Genomic DNA, 22,386 nt, shown 5'->3' with positions numbered 1-22,386 from the left:
AAAAATGGTGGTGATCTTAAATTCGATGCTCAGAGATGGGGTAATGTGGGAAGCGCCAAAAGCTTAAAAAGAGCTATTGACGCCATAGTCTCTTGTTAGGTGTTTTTAAATCTTTGCATTAGATATATACCACCAGCAATTGTACCAAATGGAACACTCAACAGAATAATAATGGACACAGGCAATGCAAATTTGTGAACGGCCTCATTTTGTTTTAAGAGATACACACCACAGAGCAAAGCTAAAAAATTAATAGCCAACAATGTATTAATTAGCAAAAAAACTGAAACTGGTAAGGATTGAACGCTAGAAAGTTGAGTTACACCAAATATATAAGAACATAAAGATGCTAAAACTGCGCATGCTCCATAAATGGTAAATGCGATACCTGAAACCTTAAATTGACTATCCATAATTTTAATTTATCTCCATCCTAAAGAAACACCTAACGTCCCAGCGAGCGGTTACAGTGGTTTGTTATGCATGGCCAAACTCCAAAAGAGCCATGAATGCAAAAAGTGATAAAGCACTGCCGATCATGTAAAACCTGGCTTGCTTGTAACTATTAAGATTGTCTATTTTATTGATCATCTGCACCAAACCTGAGCAAAATGCTTGTAGGCTGGCAGTGGATATTTTCTTTTCTAAAACGATCATTCCTAGATTGGCAGCAAAGAATATAAACAGTATTAATAATATTACTGTTGAGATAATTACTGATGTACTTTCAATATTTACCAATCCCAATCCTTTCTATGCATAACGCCCCACTAAGGAGCGAGTAATTGTTGGCTAAAATGTGTAGCGAAGCGAAACCGAGCCAACGGTTACGAGTCCCGCTTCAGTGGCTTGTTATATACCGGTTAATCACCAGCCTTATTTTTAGGTAATTGCACTTTTAATAAAACATAAGCTGGTATTAAAGGGAGGAAGGCCAACCATGACAATGGAGATACAATCCAAAACCAGATAAACCAACATTCGGCAGCAACTAGCAGTAAAAATTTAATGGCACGATGAAGTAACATTAAATCACCCATAAAGGCTATAGGTAAACCAAACCCGAGCATAGCTACTAAAACAATAGATGGATGAAGTGCCTCAAAGGTTAATCCTTTAAACGAGTGATAAAATTCCCACCCATAACTGAAAAGCAATGGGCTTAGTATGCAAAACACACAAATTATAGCCCAGCTAGTATCCCGCTGATGTTTTGAATGTGCGTCATTTTTTCCTTGAAGTTTACTCAATGCATCCATAGGTATATAACGCCCGGCTTTGGGGCTGACTTGTAGCTGCGAAGCAGCGAAGAGGCAGTCCCAGCCACGCAGTGGCGACAACAGCCGCTTGTTATGCGTAATTACACTACCCATGTTGAAATCCACCCCAGCACTAGAAAAAGTGGAGGTAAGCCTACTGCTAACTGAGCCTCCAAAGAGCTAAACATACGCTGAAATAAAGCTAGCACCACCACCGCAACCCACATGCCTGCTGCGGATAAAAATGCAACGCCCGTTATCCCAGTTAGCCTACTCCATTCTTCATAGTTCCCAGTACCCGACTTGTCCATTGCTTGATCAGCTTGCCATCCAAACCAAACAAAACCGACTACCAAAATCAGTTGTACTACCAGTGCTAAATCAAAAATCCTTTTCATGAGCATCTTGCATAACAGTGTATTAGCGCGCATTTCGGGTTAAGCCAGAAACTTAAATGATAAACACTTAGTTGCACACTTAATATTTGTCCATAAATTCATAAAGTTACCAGAGTAGATTGGTAATGTCTAAATAGAATAGGGTGGTGGGAAACGAGCATTGAGATATCCGAGCCTAACTATGGCACGGTATGTAAAATAGTAACTTTAATATTTTCAGTGCTTTAGCCTGATTTTATACTTATTCGAGCCAAAAGCTGTTCTGTATAACGAGCCTCATTTTGACCTTAGTGGACAACTGCACTTATTCCAAATTTACATGCTGATGCGCATTACCACTGAGCGACTCCGAAAAGCCAAGTCGAGCAGCGGTTCTTGCTTTTGGCTGTTATGCACTCATGGCACAACAGCGTGTATGCTTAGCAGGTTTGCCACGCGCCGTCACAAAAGCGTTCAATCTGGCCATCGTCGTCCCAGCGCATTAAGTTGAGCCAACGGTTATCAACCAGGCTTTTAACGCTTTCGTGGCGCGCATAAATAGACTCAATAGGCGTTCGTGGCGCGGCGATGTACACGCTCAAACGCAGTGGCTCGTGCATCCAGCGCTTGCCATTGTGGATAGATTGCATCGCCAGGCCAATACGTAAGTCGCCGCCATTACCCTCAAAGATCCCTATGTTACCGCCTACCGCATTGTGCAATACCTTATTGCCACTGCCGTATTTGTAGTTATCGGTGACCGATGCGGTATATTGGCTGTTGATCCAATTAGTTACTATCATTGGCGCGGTCATAATAAGCTCTAAAGTGCGAAAGGCTTCATCATGTTGCCAGTGGTAGTCGTGCAAAAAGCTACGCCCTTGCAGGTTTGCATTGCGTGTCCAGCTACGCGGTGCGACGATAAAAGCGGCATTATTCGCCAGCCCCCATTCCGGGCGCACTTGCGACCAGTCGCCAGCGCGGTTTAAATAGGCTTTGTCGATGTCTTTATCGCTTTGCTCTTTAAGCTCAGGGGCAATATTGATCAGCCGTTCGCGCTGAGCTGTATTCGTGGCGTTATCGAGCCACTGACGGCTTTGCTTGTCCAATTCGCTATCAAAAATCTGAATATGGTCGGTGGTGGTGTTATGCAGCGCGGCAACAAACTCGGTGACGCTAGGAATAGTGATCCCTTTGCTTGCCACCTGTTCACGTACTTGTTCGTCATTCAATAATTGCGCTAGCACACGCACATTCACCTCGCCGCTTTGTCCGCCACAGGCGCCGCACTCAAGGCCGGCAGCGTGAAGGTTATTGGTGGTGTGGCTGCCGTGACCCACTAACAACACCTTGGGCGCATACCGCTGTATGCCCATGGCTTTGAGGACCCCATAAGCGAATTCAGCTTGTTGCGCCAAGCTTAGGTTATGGTCGTCCTTATGCAGTTGCCACTCAATGTGCTCATTGTGTGCGGCTTGTTTGGCGCGTTTAAAAGAGTTTTTCAGCATTTTCAGGGCGTACATCCAGCCTGCGGATTCCACCATCGAAAATGACGACGGCGCCGCCTTTGACCAGCCTTGCCAATGAGCACTGAAGTGGCGTTTGCGTTTTGCACCTTTAGGCGCCTGCGCTTCACTTACTTTGATAACAGGTTTAAGCAGCCCCGGAAGTTGTGGGCGTTTGAGCGCGCTGTCTGCTGGTTGATATTCTAGCGGCAAGCCAAAAAAGCCAGCAAAACCAAAGGTATGAATGTGCTCACTTTGTGCCTCTAAGGCACGGCGCATCACTTCTGAGCGCACATCAATACAAAACACAGCCTGTAGCGCACTTTCGCTAGGGGGAGCAGGCTCTGCTGCTTTGAGTGTGGCGTGCAAGTTTTGTTGGTAATTAACCTCTAACGCTTTGGCCCACACCCACAAAGGTTTTTGCGCTGCTTTAAACGCTTGCGTACGTTCAGGAAGATGCTGTTTTTCACATTGCCATTGCTCATGCAACACTGCGAACGTGCTGGCGTGTTGCGCTTTCAAATAGCGCCAAATGACCACATCCCAAGCCATGCGGATCGCCAGTAGTTGCAGCATGTCGTCCTGCGGCTGTTGGTATAGCCTGCCTTGCCAGCGAATGTAGGCCACCCATGAGGCCCAGCCGTTCATATCGAGCAATAAGGCATGGGCATAGGGCTCAAGCATATTATCATCCAGCTCTAACAAACGCAGGCTTTGCGATAACAGCTCATCAGCCGTTTCCGGTAGTTGTTGAAAATATTCGTGCAAGCCGGCTTCATCCATGACGATACTAATGCCTTTGTCAGCGCGAATAACACTGAGCCAGTGTTGATATAAGTCTGGCATTGACGAGACATTGTCACGGTACAGCATTGGCCTTAATTTCTGGTAATGGGCGGCGCAAAACTGACTGATCTGATGGATTATTTCATCCCGCCATGCCATTTTGTGGGCCGGGCGGTGGGCGTCTAGTAAATCGGCGATATTGTGCCAGTGCTGCTGTGGCAGCGCGATTTCCAAAGCACTGTGCAGTTGCTCGGGGGTGAAGTCATAGCCTAATTGACTGTTGGCCATGGCCAAATGCGCATCGGTGATGTCGCCATCGGCCCAGCGCTGGCGATAATACGCACGAGGCATGAGCAAGTCGACATTGGCCAAGGTTGCCAGCCGGGCAGCCACATCTTCAATGGCAAGGCCGCGCATTTCCCAAAACGGATTAACCGCTATCATCTGATCTAACGGCCAGTTCGGCGCTATGTATTGGCACGCTTGGGTAATAGCTTGTTGCTGCGTGCTGCTCAAGCTAAATAGCGGTGCAGGCGAGGGTTGCTGAGCGCTCATTAAAAGTTCTCCTTAGCTGAACTGGCGGACGAGTGTGAGGCAGTTTTAGCATTTTGCCGGGTGGGCAAGCGCGTAGGCCATATTCTCAGAGTGAGTCGAGTCAGCCATTCATCCAAGTACAAACCTGCGAACAAGATAGCCGAGAGTGCTTGCACTCTAGGTTTATGGTTTTGATAGCGTAAAACATAACTGCAACACATCAGGCTGACAATCAGTAATAAGGTCCACAGATCGGCAGCACTCAAGGGGGCCTCTCGCCAGTTACTTGCGGGCACAGCAACTGCAAACAGCGATTTAAGGGCTGCATAACAGCTGGCCAGAGCCAAAGCTAACAGCGCCATGGTGACAAAGTGACCGTTGGTGATAAGCCCACGACGAGTAGCAATAAGCACACTCAAGGCGAGGGCAACCAACGCCCATACACTGATGGCGCCGTAGTAACCGCTAAAATGGTATACCAAAGCTACGGCAATGCAGGAGAACACGCCACTGGCAAGCCAGTCTTTGCCATTGGGTGAGCGCCCTGGTGACAGCCGCCGAGCGATATCTTCTTGCACGGCGCTGCCTGAATTTAAAAATGCGTGTGCTTTGTAGGCTGAGTGGGTCACAAGGTGCAGCAGGGCGAGCTCAAACAGCCCTAATGCGCACTCAACCAGCATTAATCCCATTTGTGCACTGGTGGACCACGCCAAGCGTACCTTCACGCTTACTCGAGTGGTCATCACAAGGGCGCTGATCACTGTGGTGAGTCCGGCAACAACAAGCACTAACCATTGTCCCACGGTGGCTTGCATAAATAGGGGCGCGAAGATGATTAACAAAAAGCCGCCTAGGTTGATAACCCCGGCGTGTAAAAGCGCACTAACCGGGGTCGGAGCTTCAACTACTTGCATCAGCCAACCGTGAATGGGTAGCTGTGCACACTTAATCAAGGCTGCTAGGGCAATAAAAAACCCGGCGCAGTGTTCGATGAGTGTCAATGGCACCGTGTTGTTAACATAAGAAGCGGTAATTTCATTGATTAACAAGCTATCGTGATGCCAATAAAGCAGAGCAAAGGCCACTAACAGCGAGGTTTCTGCGCAGCGTGCCACAATAAACTTTTTATGGGCAGCCATCACCGCACGCGGTCTGTCAGGATAGAACATTAGCAATCTATGGAGGGCGAGGCTAATGGCTACCCAGCCCAGCCAAAACAGCACAAGGTGGTTACTAATTACCACTAAGGAGACCGCGCTTAAGGTCGCGATTAAGCGTCGCCAAAATAAGTTGATTCGCTGTTCACCGGCCATGTAATTTCGGCAAAACTTTATTAATATCAAACTCATGAAAAGGATAAGACCAAGGACGATTAAGCGCGCTGGGGACAGTGTTAATACGCTAAGGGGAGTGGCATCAAATTGGCTGTAAAGCACCGCTGTGGCGGTGAATATTAAGCCAAGTAGGGAGATAAGGCGAAACGCTCCGTTGCCATTGTTGGCACGCTTCTGCGTCCCTATATACCAAGAACTTAGCGCCAAGCTCACAGGAATAAAGGCCAGTAGAACAGAAATTAACATGTCACTCATCGATGGCTCCTTGGTTGAGTGCAGCTAGTATGGCAAAGATGCAAAAGTAAAAAAAATATATATAATTTAACGAACCGTTCTGTTTTGTAAAAGTATAATGAATCGACTCAACTATCATCACCTGTATTACTTCTGGCGTGTCGCTCGTTTGGGAAACCTAACCCAAGCAGCGCAGGAGTTGCATGTATCGCAATCAGCGTTATCGGTACAAATTAAGCAGCTCGAACAATCAATGGCAATTAAGTTGTTCGCTCGCCAAGGTCGCAACCTTGTGTTAACCGATATGGGGAAGCGGGTATTGGCCTATGCCGATGATATATTTAATAAAGGTGAAGAGCTCTCGTCGTTTTTATTAAAAGGAGTACAGCAAGAGAAACAGCATTTGTCGATTGGTGTGCTTAATACCTTATCGCGGAACTTTATCGAGGGCTTTATTACCCCACTACTGAATCATCAAGATGTGAGCTTTTCTTTGACTGCGCGGCGCATGGAGGGGTTGCTCAATGGCTTGATTGATCATGAACTGGATGTGGTGCTAACCAATCGCGCTATCAGCCCAAACCATCAAGACGATCTCTGGCAGAGCCGGTTGCTATCCCGTCAAGCCTTGGCGATAGTCGGGCCGCCGAGCACTAAAATAGACAGTGATTTTCCCTTGGGGTACGAGCAGGTGCAGTGGGTGGTGCCGAGCGAAAACTCAGAAATTCGTGACTCTTTTAACGCCTTGTGCGCGCGATGGCAGTACAAACCCGATATTAAAGCACAGGCAAATGATATGGCGATGCTTCGGCTATTGGCACGGGACAGCAGTGCGCTGGCGGTGCTGCCACCGGTGGTGGTAAAAGACGAAATAGAGCAAGGTATATTATGTCAGTATCAAAGCCTGCCAGATGCTTACGAGCACTTTTACGCCATCACCGCACAGCGCAAATTTATGCCCGATGCCCTCGCTCAGCTATTTGAGCAAGTTGCGGTGATCCCCTAACGACCCCGACCGCCGCTATAACCGCGATGATCTCTCACTCATAAGAGAATTGACTAAGTATATAAGCATTTTGTGTATATTTAATATTGTATACAATATGTAAAAGCGATATGGTGTGTTCGCCTTGAGCAATAAAACAACAACATCAAACAGGATAAAACCATGGCAACAGCATCAAAGCGCCGCTCCCGCAAGGGCATGCAGGCATCGTTAAATCGTCTTTTTCAAGTTAGTACCTTGGCCCTTGCAGTAGCCAGCGCCACGCCTGCAATGGCGGTGGATGGCAGCAGTATCGTTAAAGGCACCATAGTCAGCAGCGCCGGTGAAGATATTACCCGCGCCACCATCACTTTAGTGCATATCAGCAAGGGGTTAACTTATGAAGTCCGCACCGACGCCGATGGCGAGTACATTTTGCGGAACGTGCCGGTGGGCACTTACAACGTCACCATAAGCAAAGAGGGTTATCAAAACGTCATTGAGCAAGGTGTGAAAGTAAGCATTGGTCAATCCATCATCTTAGATGCGCAAATGCTACAGGCCGGTGCGCAGCCCATGGAGCGCATTGCTGTTACCGGGGCTGCCATTCGTCGTGTCGATTTAGGTTCATCGACTTCTGGGTTAACTTTCTCTGATGAGGAAATCAAGGTTATGCCCGTGCAAAGTGGTTTTGAAAGTATCGCTTTACTGGCACCGGGCACCGCTGCTGCTGGTGGCAGCAGTTTTAATGGCGCTTCTAGCTTTGGCGGCGCATCTTCTGCGGAAAATGGCTATTACTTTAATGGTTTGAATGTAACCAGCATTCGCACTGGGCTGGGCTCTATTCGCCTGCCTTGGGAAGCTATTTCGCAAACCCAGGTCAAAACCGGAGGGATCAACCCTGAATTTGGCGGCGCAATGGGGGGTATTGTCAATGCAGTGTCTAAATCCGGTGACAATGACTTTAGCGCTGGCGCCGAGGTGCGCTGGGAGGGGGATAGCCTGCGCTCCCAGCATGACTCAATTTATCAAAGTAATGGCACCATCAGCACCAATACCCAGCGCAGTGCCTACGACTTTAGTGAGCTGCAAGTATGGGCCAGTGGCGCCCTGATTGAGGACACATTATTTGCCTATGCTTTGTTTAATCCGCGCCGCGAAAGCTCAGAGGGCGCAGGGCAAACAACCTTTAGTGATTTCTCCCGCGATGAAGATCGCTGGTTCAGCAAGTTAGATTGGTTTATTAATGAAGATCACGCCGTTGGCTTTTCAGCGATGAACAACAAGCGCGAATGGGAAACGGACACCTACGGCTACAACTGGCAGCAGGATAGCATTGGCGATCAGCAGGGAGTGACGGCACCCGGTGAGGACGGCGGCAACATGTATAGCCTGTCGTACAATGGCTACCTCAGTGATTATTTTTCTGTGTCGGCGGTAGCCGGGCGCGTTACCGAGAATGTTGAAAATGTAGTTGCTTCAACTAACCCGGGAGTTTGGGATGAACGCGATGGGTTTATTACGCTTTCCGAGCACACCAATGCCAATGTCTCGGCAGAGGAATATACCCGAGACCAACTGCGGCTAGATTTTAACTGGGACTTAGCCGCCCATGCGCTGCAGTTTGGCGTCGATTACACCAAGGTCGAGGTGGATTACTTCTCCGGACAAAATGGCGAGGGTGATGCCATGGGCTGGTGGACCATTGCCACCGCCGCAGACAATGATATTTCCGGTGCCGCCGCTGGTGAAGATTACATTGAGCGACGAGTACGCACTCGGGCCGTTGATTCCGATACCAGTGCGTTGGCGTTTTACATTAACGACTCATGGCAGGTCAGCGAGCAGCTGGTGCTGAATTTGGGCTTGCGCTATAGCCAATTTGAAAACACCGTCAGTGACGGGCGCGCCTATGTTGATATCGACAACCAGATAGCGCCGCGCCTGCAAGCCATATATGACTTATGGGGCGATGGAAGTGCCAAGGTCTATGCCACGTATGGGCGTTATTTTCAGCCCGTGTCGGCGAATATGAACATTACCCAAGGTTCGGCATCGGTGGAATGGTTTGAATACTTTGAGCTCGACGAGCTCAATGGCTCGGGCGAACCTATCTTACTTGCGGATGGCTCTCCTAGTCGGGGCGCGATGCTACGCGACAGACGCTGGCGTCAACGCGGGATCACTGAGCCGGGGCTGATTGCATCCAGTAATCTTAAACCCATGTATTCCGATGAGTGGACTGTTGGCTACCAACAAGAAGTGTTCAGCGACATGACCTTTGGGGCACGTGCCATTTATCGCAAGCTTGGGCGCAGTGTTGAGGACACAGATGTAGGGCCGGTGCTGGCGAAAAAGCTGGCTGAATTAGGTATTGCCGATAATGTCGGTCAAGGCTCCTATTATGTGCTCAATAACCCCGGCGAGAGTGTACAAATGAGCTATGACTTTGACGGGGATGGACAAGTTGATGAGGTGACCTTAAGTGCCCAAGAGCTGGCATTGCCAAAGGCTGAGCGCAAATACCTGGCTTTTGAGTTCACTTTGGATGGCGCCATCACCGAGCAGCTGCGCATTGACGCTTCTTACACCTGGTCGCACAGCTGGGGCAACACCGAAGGCTTGGTGAAAACCGACAACGATCAAGCCGATCCCGGTTGGACAACCTCCTATGACTATGGCGATTTAATGGACCATGGTTATGGCAACCTGCCGAATGACCACCGTCACGCAATTAAGCTCTCGGGAACGTATGATATTACCGATAATTTAACCTTTGGCCTGGTTGCTCGGGGCATATCAGGTCGACCGAAAAGCTATTTCAGTGTGCACCCCGAGGGCGTTGATAGCTGTGCCCCAGGCAACCCCTGGGATGCGTGTATCAGCCGCTACTACGATCATGCCTCGCATTATGATGAAAACGGTGAGCCAGCACCGCGTGGCAGCAAAGGCAACTTGCCCTGGAGTACACAAATAGATATGTCGTTAAGCTACTACGGCGAGCTATTTGGTCAAGAAGTGATGGTTAAGGGCACCGTGTATAACATGCTCAACGATGATACCGCCATCGCCATTAACGAAGAGCGCACGCAATATGGTGCCAACGGCCTCGAGCTTAACCCAGATTATGGTATGACAACTTGGCGTCCAGCGGCGCGTTACGCCTCATTGGTGGCGCGTATTCGTTTTTAATTCCCTGAACTGCGTTATTACGCAACCCCGCCGGGCACCTTAGGTGCTCGGCATTTTTCGTTAACGACTAAGGTGCGGTATGTGCGCCTTAGCGGCAATCACTATAGAGGAACTAGAGCGAGGAGTTATGGCGATACCATTTGATTTTCAGCGCCGTATGGCGCGCTTAAGAGCTCAGCTTGAGAGTCATCACGTACAGGCATTGATCATTCACAGCGGTGAAAACATTGCTTATCTCAGCGGGTTTAGTGGGCATGGGGCCACCTTGGTTGTCAGCGCCGAGCAAGCGTTACTGATCACCGATTACCGTTACTACCTGCGTGCGCTAGAGGAAACATCAGGGATGGAGGTTATCCAGCGCGATCGCGACCGCGAAAGCATTGGGCAATGTTTAGCTCGGGTGTGCGCCAAACACAGCGTTCTGGGCTTTGAAGCAGAGCATTTTAGTGTTGGTCAATGGCAGCATATCGCCGAGCATTTGCGCGCTAATACCTGTGTTGCCACAGTGCAGGTGGTCGAGAGGTTACGCCGTGTTAAAGATAGCCAAGAGATAGCCTGTATCCGTGGCGCTGCTGAGATTGCCGATGCGGCCTTGGCCGATACGCTTACTTTGCTTGAAAGCGGCATAACTGAGCGAGAGTTGGCAATAGAGCTTGATTATCAAATGCAACGACGTGGCTCGCAAGGGGTGTCTTTTGACACGATTTTACTGTTCGCTGAGCGTACGGCCTTGCCCCACGGTGAGCCAGGAGCGAAGCGCTTATGCGAGGGCGATTTAATATTGATTGATTTTGGCGCCGTGCGCAGCGGCTATCGCTCAGATATGACCCGCACCTATGTTTGGGGCAAGCCCACTAGCGAGCAGCAAGCCTTGTTTGACACCGTTGCCAAGGCACAACAAGCAGCGCTGCAACAGGTCTGCGCAGGCATTTGTTGCCATGAGTTAAACCACGCCGCTCAGCAAGTGTTGGCATCGAGCCCGTATCATCGTTATGCCGGCGAAGGGTTGGGGCACGGTGTTGGCCTAACCCTTCATGAGTTGCCTTTTATTAAAGCCAATGCCCCCTATCAACTAGAAAGTGGCAACGTCATCACCATTGAGCCCGGCATTTACATTCCCAACTATGGCGGTGTGCGTTTGGAAGAAGACATTGTCGTTACCGAGACCGGCTATCAGCGCCTGACTCAGGCTCCTCAACAATTCGCGCTAAGGAGTGAACATGGAGATTATTAATCAACAGCAAGTACAGCAAGTGATGGCCTATGCGCCATTGTTAAAAGCGCTACAACAAGGCTTTGCTGGTCAAGCCACTATGCCCAGACGCAATGTCTACCCGCTCAGCCCCGATAGCGATAACCATGATGCATTTGCGGTGCTACCGGCATGGAATGAGCAAGTTATCGGGGTTAAAGCTTTTACTTATTTCCCTGATAATGAGCACCATGGCAAATCCAGTTTGTATTCCAAGGTGATGTTATTTTCGCGCCAGCATGGCGAGCCGCGAGCGCTGGTGGATGGCACCGAAATCACCTTGTGGCGCACCTCAGCGGTGTCGGCATTAGCGGCCAGTTATTTGGCTGTGCAGCAGGCGAAAAAGCTGGTGGTATTTGGTTCGGGCAAGCTCGCTCCGTTTATGATCCGCGCGCACCTGAGCGTGCGAGATTATCAACAAGTCAGTCTGGTTGCCCGCAACACCGCCAAAGCCAAAGCCATCCTCGCGCAACTGCGCCAAGAGTTTGCTCATTGTCAGTTTGAGCATACTTCAGCTAGCGAAGCGCTTATTGCCAGTGCCGATACCATCTGCTGTGCGACCGGCAGTCACGCGCCGTTGTTTCGTGGTCAATGGCTAACGCCAGGGACTCATATCGACTTAATAGGCAATCATCATCGCGATGCTCGTGAGTGCGATAGCGAAACGATAAAACGCAGTCGCGTGTACGTGGATAGCCGCGATAACGTCCTCAATGAAGCCGGGGAGCTATTAATCCCCATCAGTGAGGGGGTGTTCTCACCCGAGCAAATACAAGGGCAACTCAGTGATTTGGCCAGCATCAATCGTCCGGCGCGCCAGGGTGATAATGACATTACCTTATTTAAATCCGTGGGGACTGCGCTCAGTGACCTCATTGCGGCCAATTATGTGTACCAGCAACTCAGCGACCGCTAAAGTCAAAGTGCAGTGCTGCGAAGTACTGACAATCACCCGAGGACGTAGCCTACGGGCTATGCCTATGGAGCTGATGAGCCTCAGGCCTTATTTGTTGACCTACCGATACGGCGGCCGAGTCAATTCATATATGTTTTATAGCCATACGCCACCGCCGCGCTGGCTTTATATTAGCAAGCGCGGGGACGTTGTTATGCATTCACGCTCAGCGATACTGGCCTGTCAACGACTGTTGCTCGTTTGTTTGCTTGGAGTGCTGCTGTTGTGGCAGTAGCGAATACAGTATTGTTTCGATGTCGTGCTGGTTAAAAAAACAGGGCACCGGGTAGTCAGGATGGGCTTCAGCAATCGCTCGTTTGGCTATTGTGGCGATGTCTTCTTGGCGCAGTTGCGCAATGGTACTGGGGATAGCGCAGTCATGTAGCAAGGTGGCAATCGCTGCGCGCATATCTTGAGCATCGCTATTTGCTGCCAAAGTTTGTTGTGCCAGCGCCGTGAGCTGAGCATCGATGCGCTGTCCATAGGCATTGAGCACTGGCGCTAACAGCAGGGCGTTGGCTAGGCCGTGGCTAATGCCGTACAGCGCTCCCAATTGATGGGCAATAGCATGCACATAACCCACCGAGGTGCGGGTAAAGGCTTGGCCAGCATAAAAGGCCGCCCATAACATGTGCATGCGCGCATCGATGTGGTTGGGCTGTTGGTAAACCAGGGGTAAATGAGTGAGGATCAGCTTAGTGGCAGTCACGCTTTTTGCTTTACTAAAGCGCGTTGCATTAATGCCAATATAGGACTCAATAGCGTGAGTGAGGGCGTCTATGGCGGTGGTTGCACTGAGCTGTGGGCTCAAACCAAGGGTTAACTCTGGTAGCAAGAGTACCCCTTTTGGTACTAAACATAAGTCATTGATGGCGAATTTTATTTGTCGCTGATGGTCGCTGACTACGGCGGCTACCGTGACTTCCGAGCCGGTGCCCGCCGTGGTTGGCACTGCATAAAGTGGCACCAAGGGGCGCAACACCTTAAATAACCCCTGCATTTGCTGCAGAGATTTACTCGGTCGAGCAATGCGTGCGGCGATCAGCTTGCCGCAGTCCATCACCGAGCCACCGCCAATGGCGATAATGCCTTGGCAATGGTGTTGCTGAAAGCTGCTTACCCCTTGCTCAATGCAAGGTATCCCTGGATTGGCCTCAACATCGCTGTAGAGCACCGTATTAATCCCTTGCTGATGTAGCGCAGCAATAATGGGTTGCTGCAAATTCAAAGCAACGATTCCCGGGTCGCTAACCACTAACAAGGTGCGCAGGTTTTGCTTTTTAACTTCACAAAGCCATTGCGACAACGCTTGCTGCCCGGCATAAACATGCGGCGTGCGAATGGGTAAAAGCGCCGCCGCGAGGCGAAGACCGAAATGATAAAGCCGATATAACCTGTGTGTGAACGTCACTTCGCCTCCAAGATGATATTGCTGTGCAGATACAGGGCGCGCACCCTTGCTTACCCATAGCATTATAGATGTTTTCACAAAACTGACCATAAAACATTAAGTTATAGTTTTACTACGGTAAAGAAGCGAGGGGCAATCACGGTGCTAACACCTTATCTTAGCACCGTGCGTAAAGGGGCTTTACATTACAACAAGTGACGGTGATGCGCGTCATAGCCTAGGTGTGAGGGCATTAGGTAGTCACGATAAAGGTATCGGTATAGCCGGTTTTTTGTCTCATCCTGTTGCTGCTTGGGCTCAGTAGCTGCAAGCGCATTCACAAAGCGCGCAAATTGCGTTTGATGCTGCTTAGCGATACGTGCGAGTGTGCGCTTATAGCCTTTATAAAAATCACCCCTAAGGTGGCGCTGCAGTGAGCGCAGCGCATCAATATCATGTTGCTGTAAATAACGCATGGCTAAGTATGACCATTGATAGATTTGCTCGCTGCTATCGTTGTAATCAGTGGCAAAAATAGCCTGTAAGCTTGGTCGGTCGTTGGCATCAGTGTCTTTTATGACTGCTATTGCACGAGGGTTGTGTTGAACTTTGGCGATGAGTTCTGCAAGGCCTTCGCTCCACCATACTAGGTGCGTAGCAAAGTGGCCAAAACCGCCATATTTATTATAACGGCCATCAAGGTAGTGCACATATTCATGATTAAGATTCCACACCCGGTTAATATCGGTTAGCCAAAACGCACGGAATGAGTAAAACGTTGCTTGGTTTTGCGGATCGCTGGGCGTCCCTTCTATGTACATCCCACCATTGTTAGTTTGAATATCAAACAGTAGCTGGCCATAACGATTGTAGTCGCTGTAATTGTCGAATATGACCACCCGTAGGGCATGGTTGTGATCGTTGGCCACGGGCGTATAGTCGCTGGCGAATAGTTTATGAAAGTCTTGTTCTTGGGCGATTAAGCGGCGGCAGCTGTATTGCAGTTGCTCACTATTGAGGGAAGTGGCGCGGATAAACAAGCGTTCACTGCACCGGTGGTTAATCGGTAGTACATCATCAATATTGGGGCTTGCACAGCGCGCTTGGAAGCCCTCTTTACAGTAGCTCAAACCACGAAAACTGTTGACCAAATATACGGTCGAAAATAATCGCTGTTGCTCGTTTTCATCGTCAGTACTTTGTTGCACTGCTTGCCAAATCGCGGCATCAAGCGCGTGTTGTTGTGACGGTGGTAACAATTGATGCCAATAGCCCAATACCCAAAGTGCATGCTGTTGTTGCCATTGCGAGCGGGAAAGGGCATCACTAAGCACCGTCAAGGTTGAGGGCGAGTGGACAAGCGTGTGTTGCAACGGTGCTTCGGTGCGCGCGCTGAAAGCCAAAAAGGCCAGTGCCCGATAACTTTCCCACAGCGCATAGTCAGCGTGAATGGTTGTAGTATCAGGCTGCATGGCAATAAAGTCAGTGAGCGTGCTAATCCAAGAGTATGCCTTGGGGTGCAATGCGGGGGTATCAAGCAAGCGATAGATGCTCACCGCATAATGCTCCATAAAGCGATAATACTCGGCGCTATCTGTCTCTTTGGCCTTGTTAGCTAAGCGTTGTAAAGAGTTGGCGAGCTTAGTTCGCAGGCGCTCGCTGAGTTTATCGGGTTCGCCGAGATAGCTATATGAGCGTAAGAAATAAAGCACCGCATTAATCTGCTGCCACTGTGGGTGTGTCTGGTTCGCTTGGCTGTGCAAAAAGATAACGGCTTGCTTTGCCTCGGCCAACCTTGGCGTACTCGACCAGCCATCGATTGCGGGGGCAAGAGTGGATTCATCACGAGGGAGTGATGCACACCCTGTGATGAGTATTAGTAAAAGGATGAGCGTTATTATCTTCATACTGAATCAGTTTTTATTGTTTAGCTAAAAATATACACTTAATGTATATTGTATACAATAAATAAACTTGAAAGCATTTAGATTGTGATCAATTATATTGTGCACAATATAATTGCGAGGTGTTTATGTCTATTTATCAGTTTAACGCAGTCAATAACCGTGGCGAGCAAGTGTCACTTGAGCAATATCAAGGCAAAGTCTTACTGATCGCCAATACTGCAAGTAAGTGCGGCTTTACACCGCAATACCAAGGGTTGAACGCGCTTTATCAAGACTTTGAAAATAAGGGGTTGGTGGTGCTCGCTTTTCCATGTAACCAGTTTGGCGCTCAAGAGCCCGGTGATGATGCGCAGATAAGTGAGTTTTGTGAACTTAATTACGGCGTGTCGTTTCCGGTAATGACTAAGGTGGATGTTAATGGTGCCGATGCCCACCCTTTGTTTTCCTACTTAAAGCAACAAGCGCCGGGCGTGCTAGGCTCTAAGGCCATAAAGTGGAACTTCACTAAGTTCTTAGTTGACCAGCAAGGGCAGGTAGTGAAACGTTACGCACCGACGACAAAACCCGAAGCTATACGCGCCGATATTGAACAACTATTAGCCCCCTAAATGACAGATAACAGCACCTTATATTTGCAAAATCAACTGTGTTTTAAGCTCTACACGGCCTCTCGGCTAGTTGTGCGGGGCTATCAACCTATGTTGAATGAGCTGGGCCTGACCTATCCTCAATATCTAGTGCTTTTGGTGCTTTGGCAGCGCCATGAACAGCAACAATTGCCCATGAGTCTTAAATCACTTGGCGCAGAGCTGCACCTTGACTCAGGCACATTGACGCCGCTGTTAAAACGGATGCAAAAGCAGGAGCTGCTATCTCGAGTGCGCAGTGATGATGATGAACGGCAATTGCAAATAGCGCTTACTGAGGCGGGTTTGGCGCTGCAAAGCAACGCTAAGCAGTGGCGAGACACCCTAAGTCAATCTCTGCAGTGTCAGCGAGAAGAACTTAATGCCATGGCACTGCAACTTGATGCGCTGATAGCTGAGCTCAGCTAGATAATGTTGTTGCCTTGTTCAGGCTCTCGGGATTTTTGCGCCTGTTCACGGATATCTTCGGCGTCGCTACTGATGTCATCCACCGCTTGATTATGGCTGCTGGCGCCAGTACTCGGCTTTGCCTTTTGTGGCTGTGCATGCGTAGTCTCGGCTGAGGCGTCAGGTTGGTTAACGATAATGCGCTCTCGAGCATCGTCAGGCATGCTGATCTCCTGTTTGGTAAAGGTATCGACCACCTCGCGCATCAGGTGCGAGGCCACTTTAAGCACACTGAAGCGTTCGCTATCAACCCAGAAATAAACCTGCAGGTTAGCGGTGGATGCACCGAGATTATCAATTAACACTTGTGGTGGTGGGTCGCTCAATACCATGGTTTTACTGCTAATACACTGTAAAGCAAGCTGTTGAGCCTGCCTTAGGTTATTGTCGTAACCAACGCCGATAATAAAGTGACCCCGCATCTTGGGGTTGGCTGTGAAGTTTTTGATCACATTTTTGTACACGGTGGCGTTGGGGATCTGAATATGGTTGCCATCAAAGTCAACCAAAGTGGTCGCGCGAGCGGTCACTTTACGCACTACGCCTAAACGGCCGTCCACCTCGATTACGTCATCGATTTTAAAAGGTCGCTGTATGCTTAGCAGCATACTAGAGATGAAATTCTCGGCAATGTCTTTAAAGGCGAAGCCGAGAATGAGTCCGATAAGGCCGGTACCACTCATTACTGCGACAGCAAATTCAGTCAGTGCGGCCAGACGAAGAAACACATAAACACCCAGCAGCATAATGAGAATACTGATAAAACGGCGCATGACCACCTGAACTAAACGGCTTTGGCTGAACCGATGCAAAGGTTTGATCAACAGGTAGGCCACAGGGCGAGCGAGCAGGCAGCATAGGATCATGACTGCGAGGCCAAGGCTGAGATTAGGTAACATTTTCCAAGCATTGTGTAAAAACTGCCTAAACTGTTCACTCAATACTTGCCAAGAGGGCTCAGGCATTGGCGGTGCAATGTGCTCAGCAGCCTTTAAAATCACAGTGGTGAGGTCAATACTCATGGTGTTTTTAGCCCACAAATGAACGAGTAGGGGTATATGCGAGCAAATCCAGTGCCACTATGTTGGCGCTGTTATTGCTAGTTTATAAAGTACGATGACGGTGCGGCTGTGCCGCCAAGATAACGGAGTAATATGTTGAAAAAGCGAGGTTATCAGGCTCAAAAGCCCAGTGATGTTCCACTACGGGGGTGGTGGGATATAAGCAAACGGCTGGTCCATAATTTAGGCCAAGACAACTTATCCCTCGTCGCTGCGGGGGTAGCATTTTATGGCTTGTTGGCGATTTTTCCAGCTCTTGCGGCATTATTATCACTGTATGGCTATTTTTTCTCAGCAGCAGATATGGTTGAACAACTTGATAGAGTACTGAGCTTACTTGCACCGGCGAGCCAAGACTTGGTCATGAGCCAAGTACAAGAGCTGAATGCGCAATCTCAAGCAAGCCTAAGCATCAGTGCTATTGTCGGTTTTGTGTTGACCATCTGGAGTAGTTCCAAAGGCGCGCAAGCGATGATCACTGCGTGCAATATTAGTTATCACGAGAGTAAAAAGCGCAATTTATTTATTGCCCTATTAACGCGCTTTGTTTTTGCTTTTGGCGCCATCATTATTGCGGTGGTGGCCCTTGCCACCATTGGGATATTGCCGGTAATACTCAATTATGTGGGCTTCGAGCGCAACATAGACTGGACTATAAAATTAATCACGTGGGCGCTGTTGGCTGCCATCTTTTTATTGTCACTGAGTATTATTTATCGCTATGCGCCGCATCGTCGAGCGGCTAAGTGGCGATGGCTCTCTTGCGGTGCGCTCATTGCCACCTGCATGTGGGTTGTTGCCTCAATTGGCTTTTCTTTTTACGTCTCACGGTTCGCCTCTTACAGTGAAACCTATGGCTCACTGGCTGGTGTGGTGATCATGTTGATGTGGCTCTATATCAGCGCCTATATTGTCATTCTGGGCGCAGCGATTAACGCCAGTATTGAGCAACAAACCTTGACAGATAGCACCATAGGCGAGCCTCGCTCAAGAGGGGAGCGTGGGGCAACCGTAGCCGATGAATTAACCACTAAGCAGCGCCAGCAGGTAGATAAAGAATGAATTAGCACGGCGAGGAAATAAAAAAGGCCAGCTTTGCTGGCCTTATATGTAAGCTTTATTGAATCTGCCCGCGTATTTCTCCGTCTGGAAAGGCAGGCGTATGGATATTCACGTAATGGCCACCACTGGCTAAAATGGCGAAAATTTCTGCGGTAATGGCCGTCTCCGCTGGTGCCATCCAACGGTTGGCGTTCTCCATGTCTTGCTCTAGAGCGACTAAGACCGGGCCATTCTCACCCAGATTACCGGTATGAATGTGCGCCATAGTGGCATCACTGACACCGCTAGTAAGCACTTGCAGCTCGACGCCATAGTCGTTGGTGTTAACTAGGGCATAGCCATCACCAAAAGCGTCTGTGGTCACCATTGGTACTTGCTGATCGCCACTCAAAGGAAAGGCGACAAGTACATAGTTATCGGTGAGGATTTGCCCGCGCAGTTCACCCCCGGTATTTGCCGGTGTATGCACATTGACATAATGACCGCCTGAAGCCAGCACTGCGAATATGTCGGCATCAATTTGTGTGCCCTCTGGGGTCATCCACACTCCTGCATCCTCCATGGATTGCTCAAGGGCAACAAACACCTCGCCGTTGGTACCAATACGGCCGGTGTGAATATGGGCTGCCGTGGCATCATCGACGCCTTCGGTGACAACCCGTACTTCGGTGCTGTAGTCGCTGGTATTCACCAAAGCGTAACCGCTGCCCATGGCGGTTGTACTAACAGCAGGCACTTCTTGTGCGCCGGAGAGGGCAAAGGTGGCCAAGGCAAAATTACGGGTCAGTATTTGTCCGCGTATTTCTCCGCCGGTATTTGCTGGCGTATGCACGTTGACATAATGACCGCCTGAGGCCAACACTGCGAATATGTCGGCATCAATTTGCGTGCCCTCTGGGGTCATCCACACCCCGGCATCATCCATCGACTGCTCCAAGGCAACAAACACCTCGCCATTGGTACCCACACGACCGGTGTGAATATGGGCGGCGGTGGCATCATCGACGCCTTCGGTTACCACCCGTACTTCGGTGCTGTAATCGCTGGTATTCACCAAGGCGTAACCGCTACCCATGGCGGTCGTACTAACAGCTGGCACTTCTTGCGCGCCGGATAGGGCAAAGGTGGCCAAGGCAAAATTACTGGTCAGTATTTGTCCGCGTAACTCGCCGCCGGCATTGGCTGGGGTATGCACATTGACGTAGTGACCGCCAGAGGCCAGCACAGCAAAAATATCGGCATCAATTTGTGTGCCTTCAGGGGCCATCCACGTACCGGCATCGTCAAGAGATTGCTCAAGGGCGACCAACACTTCACCATTGGTGCCTACACGGCCGGTATGGATATGCGCCGCGCTGGCATCATCAACGCCGGTGGTGTTGACCTTCAGCTCAACGCCATAGTCGTCGGTGTTAACTAGGGCATAACCGTCACCAGATGCCATGGTCTCAACCGCTGGAACTTCTTGAGCACCTGATAGAGGGAAAGTCGCGACAACAAAGTTATCTGTCAGAATTTGCCCGCGAATTTCACCATCGGGAAAGTCAGGGGTATGAACATTAACGTAATGGCCGCCAGAGAGCAGAACAGCGAGTGTATCAGCGTCGATTTGCGTGCCCTCAGGTGCAACCCAATCGGTCATGACCTCATCATCTTGTTCGAGTACCACTAACACCTCACCATTGCTACCTATGCGTCCGGTATGAATATGTGCGGCGGTGGCATCGTCCACGCCCATGGTTACGGCGCGCAGCGCTAACTCATTATTGGTGCTGTCAAAGGCAGCATAGCCATAACCAAAACCGGCGCTGTCGTTAGCGGGAACTTGCTGCTCACCGCTTAGTTTAAAGGTGATAATGGAGGTGGTATCAGGTACAATCTGGGCGCGAAGTTCTCCGTCTGGGTAGGCGTCGGTGTGGACATTAATGTACCAGTCGCCGTCCATTAAGTCCGATACTAAGTCTTCACTTAGATCGGTGATAGCCACCTCTAACATGCCTTCACTGGCGGCACTAAAGGTGAAGGCAACATCGCCATTTTCGCCGATATCTCCATCATGAATGTGGGCAGCACTAAAGCCTTCGACATCACTGACATCGAGAGAGGCTCGGAACTGCATCAGGTTCTCATCAAGCTCAACAGTGGCAGCAGCGCTTTGCATGGAGTCGTTCATCGGTACTTCTTGCTTGGCGCTGAGCGTTAGCTCATAAGTTTGTGTGGCAGAAAATTCTGGTGCGGGAGGAGGGGGAGGCGGTGTAGTAACGTTGTCGTCATCGTCATCACTACAGGCACTCACAAATAGTAGACTACTCAGTAACAGTAGGTATCTCATAATGGCTTCCTATAAATTGATTGCTCACAGAGGGACGTGTACTGCGTGTCCAACTAGGGCGATTACGAAAGCCATATGAGAAACGATCAAATTCGCTTACATTAATTAACTTTTTATTTTCAAAAGCAGTGAAATAGACCTGGTTATGCTTTATTAGGTTGTAATGATGAGCCAATGGACGCGGTGATCACTAAGGCTACGGCCAGCCATTGTAATGGCGTCAGCAATTCGCCCAAGATCATGAATCCGGCCAAAGCGGCAATGGCTGGTTCCATACTCATCATCACGCTAAAGCCTTGGGCTGGCATATTTCTAAGAGCAATCATTTCCAGCGTATAGGGTAAGGCGCTGGACATTACACCGACCAATAGGCCGAGCGGGATCACCTGCCAACTCAGTAGGGCCATGCCTTGAAATGCAGCGCCATAGGGAACTAATACCAAGGCTGCCACACTCATGCCTAAAGCAACAGTGCGTCCACCGGAACTTTGCCCACCGGTGCGCTTCCCAAAGAGGATGTAACCTGCCCAGAAACCACCGGCCGCTAATGCGAGAATAACACCGATGGGGTCGAGGCCCGTTTGCGCATCTATCTCCGGCAGCAGCAACACAATACCTGCGATGGCCAATGCCACCCATACTAAATCACGTTTACGTTTTGAGCTCAGCAATGCAACGCACAAAGGCCCAGTGAATTCCAGCGCTACACCGATCCCTAAGGGGATACGCTCGATGGCATAATAAAAGGTGATGTTCATACCACCTAAGCACAAGCCATAGGTGATAATACTGCGCCACTCGGTGCCTTGGGGAAGCGCTTTCCAGGGGCGAAAAACCAGACACAGTACCAAGGCTGAGAAGCCCAAGCGCAAGGCTGTGGTCCCTTCTGGACCTACTAGGGGAAATAGCTGTTTGGCAATAGAAGCGCCCGATTGAATCGTGACCATGGCCAATAAAACACAAAAAATAGCGCTGAGTAGCACACGGTATTGGGGAGAAAACATAGCAATCATCCGTGTTTGATGAGGTGGCGCTAGTGTAGCTAAGGGAGCTGGTGGGGTAAACATGGCCACTGGTCGCTGGTCGCATTTTTATTGTCATTGGTCTTGAAAACCATCGCTCGCGTC

The 22,386-nt window shown here is 49.7% G+C and carries 18 protein-coding genes; 7 read left to right on the top strand and 11 right to left on the bottom strand.

Annotated elements, in window-relative coordinates:
* Positions 1-95: 95 nt before the first annotated feature.
* The 6 genes from MHM93_RS14265 to MHM93_RS14240 all read right to left on the bottom strand — a co-directional run bounded on the left by MHM93_RS14265 (position 96) and on the right by MHM93_RS14240 (position 6,050).
* On the bottom strand, positions 96-413 hold the full coding sequence (locus MHM93_RS14265; protein WP_239449520.1) for a hypothetical protein: 318 nt from the start codon (positions 411-413) through the stop codon (positions 96-98).
* Between the two features lie 64 nt (positions 414-477).
* On the bottom strand, positions 478-741 hold the full coding sequence (locus MHM93_RS14260; protein ID WP_239449519.1) for a hypothetical protein: 264 nt from the start codon (positions 739-741) through the stop codon (positions 478-480).
* 122 nt (positions 742-863) lie between these two features.
* Complete coding sequence (locus MHM93_RS14255) at positions 864-1,373, bottom strand: hypothetical protein (protein ID WP_239449518.1); 510 nt, start codon at positions 1,371-1,373, stop codon at positions 864-866.
* Positions 1,361-1,657 (bottom strand): hypothetical protein, encoded by a 297-nt coding sequence (locus MHM93_RS14250; RefSeq protein WP_239449517.1) that lies wholly within the window; start codon positions 1,655-1,657, stop codon positions 1,361-1,363. The genes MHM93_RS14255 and MHM93_RS14250 overlap by 13 nt, the downstream gene beginning before the upstream one ends.
* Before the next feature lie 419 nt (positions 1,658-2,076).
* The gene (locus MHM93_RS14245; protein WP_239449516.1) at positions 2,077-4,482 is read right to left on the bottom strand and encodes a DUF2309 domain-containing protein; all 2,406 of its coding nucleotides are present in this window, start codon (positions 4,480-4,482) and stop codon (positions 2,077-2,079) included.
* Positions 4,482-6,050: an NADH-quinone oxidoreductase subunit L gene (locus tag MHM93_RS14240; protein WP_239449515.1), complete on the bottom strand. Its 1,569-nt coding sequence runs from the start codon at positions 6,048-6,050 to the stop codon at positions 4,482-4,484. Before MHM93_RS14240 ends, MHM93_RS14245 begins: the two co-directional genes overlap by 1 nt.
* A gap of 97 nt (positions 6,051-6,147) precedes the next feature.
* Between MHM93_RS14240 and MHM93_RS14235 the strand changes: the two genes are divergently transcribed.
* From MHM93_RS14235 to MHM93_RS14220, 4 genes are all read left to right on the top strand, one after another.
* The gene (locus MHM93_RS14235; RefSeq protein WP_239449514.1) at positions 6,148-7,035 is read left to right on the top strand and encodes a LysR family transcriptional regulator; all 888 of its coding nucleotides are present in this window, start codon (positions 6,148-6,150) and stop codon (positions 7,033-7,035) included.
* A 162-nt stretch (positions 7,036-7,197) separates the two neighbouring features.
* Positions 7,198-10,206: a TonB-dependent receptor gene (locus tag MHM93_RS14230; RefSeq protein ID WP_239449513.1), complete on the top strand. Its 3,009-nt coding sequence runs from the start codon at positions 7,198-7,200 to the stop codon at positions 10,204-10,206.
* A 127-nt stretch (positions 10,207-10,333) separates the two neighbouring features.
* Positions 10,334-11,440: a Xaa-Pro peptidase family protein gene (locus MHM93_RS14225; protein ID WP_239449512.1), complete on the top strand. Its 1,107-nt coding sequence runs from the start codon at positions 10,334-10,336 to the stop codon at positions 11,438-11,440.
* The gene (locus MHM93_RS14220) at positions 11,427-12,374 is read left to right on the top strand and encodes an ornithine cyclodeaminase family protein (RefSeq protein ID WP_239449511.1); all 948 of its coding nucleotides are present in this window, start codon (positions 11,427-11,429) and stop codon (positions 12,372-12,374) included. The genes MHM93_RS14225 and MHM93_RS14220 overlap by 14 nt, the downstream gene beginning before the upstream one ends.
* Positions 12,375-12,579: 205 nt before the next feature.
* Here the strand turns inward: MHM93_RS14220 and MHM93_RS14215 are convergent, their stop codons facing one another.
* The gene (locus MHM93_RS14215; RefSeq protein ID WP_239449510.1) at positions 12,580-13,902 is read right to left on the bottom strand and encodes an iron-containing alcohol dehydrogenase; all 1,323 of its coding nucleotides are present in this window, start codon (positions 13,900-13,902) and stop codon (positions 12,580-12,582) included.
* A gap of 107 nt (positions 13,903-14,009) precedes the next feature.
* Positions 14,010-15,710 carry a collagenase gene (locus tag MHM93_RS14210; protein WP_239449509.1) on the bottom strand — a complete coding sequence of 567 codons (1,701 nt, stop codon included), beginning with the start codon at positions 15,708-15,710 and terminating at the stop codon, positions 14,010-14,012.
* Positions 15,711-15,835: 125 nt separating this feature from the next.
* Here MHM93_RS14210 and MHM93_RS14205 point away from each other — a divergent pair, with 125 nt between their 5' ends.
* A complete protein-coding gene (locus MHM93_RS14205) occupies positions 15,836-16,318 on the top strand; it encodes a glutathione peroxidase (protein ID WP_022945818.1) in 483 nt (160 codons plus the stop codon).
* Positions 16,319-16,765: a MarR family transcriptional regulator gene (locus MHM93_RS14200; protein WP_022945819.1), complete on the top strand. Its 447-nt coding sequence runs from the start codon at positions 16,319-16,321 to the stop codon at positions 16,763-16,765.
* Here the strand turns inward: MHM93_RS14200 and MHM93_RS14195 are convergent.
* Entirely contained in the window at positions 16,762-17,769 is a 1,008-nt protein-coding gene (locus tag MHM93_RS14195; RefSeq protein WP_239449524.1) for a mechanosensitive ion channel family protein, read from the bottom strand. The two genes, MHM93_RS14200 and MHM93_RS14195, sit on opposite strands and share 4 nt — an antisense overlap.
* Before the next feature lie 189 nt (positions 17,770-17,958).
* Here MHM93_RS14195 and MHM93_RS14190 point away from each other — a divergent pair, with 189 nt between their 5' ends.
* The gene (locus MHM93_RS14190; protein ID WP_022945821.1) at positions 17,959-18,927 is read left to right on the top strand and encodes a YihY/virulence factor BrkB family protein; all 969 of its coding nucleotides are present in this window, start codon (positions 17,959-17,961) and stop codon (positions 18,925-18,927) included.
* Between the two features lie 55 nt (positions 18,928-18,982).
* On the opposite strand, the gene MHM93_RS14185 is transcribed toward MHM93_RS14190, so the two are convergent.
* Positions 18,983-21,259 carry a CHRD domain-containing protein gene (locus MHM93_RS14185; protein ID WP_239449508.1) on the bottom strand — a complete coding sequence of 759 codons (2,277 nt, stop codon included), beginning with the start codon at positions 21,257-21,259 and terminating at the stop codon, positions 18,983-18,985.
* A gap of 143 nt (positions 21,260-21,402) precedes the next feature.
* On the bottom strand, positions 21,403-22,263 hold the full coding sequence (locus MHM93_RS14180; RefSeq protein ID WP_053910887.1) for a DMT family transporter: 861 nt from the start codon (positions 22,261-22,263) through the stop codon (positions 21,403-21,405).
* Positions 22,264-22,386 lie beyond the last annotated feature (123 nt).

It is taken from the genome of Pseudoalteromonas sp. MM17-2, assembly GCF_022347945.1.
Classification (GTDB): domain Bacteria; phylum Pseudomonadota; class Gammaproteobacteria; order Enterobacterales; family Alteromonadaceae; genus Pseudoalteromonas; species Pseudoalteromonas ruthenica.
The sequence above is the reverse complement of the archived record's forward strand: the minus strand, read 5'-3'. Positions and strand labels throughout refer to the sequence as shown.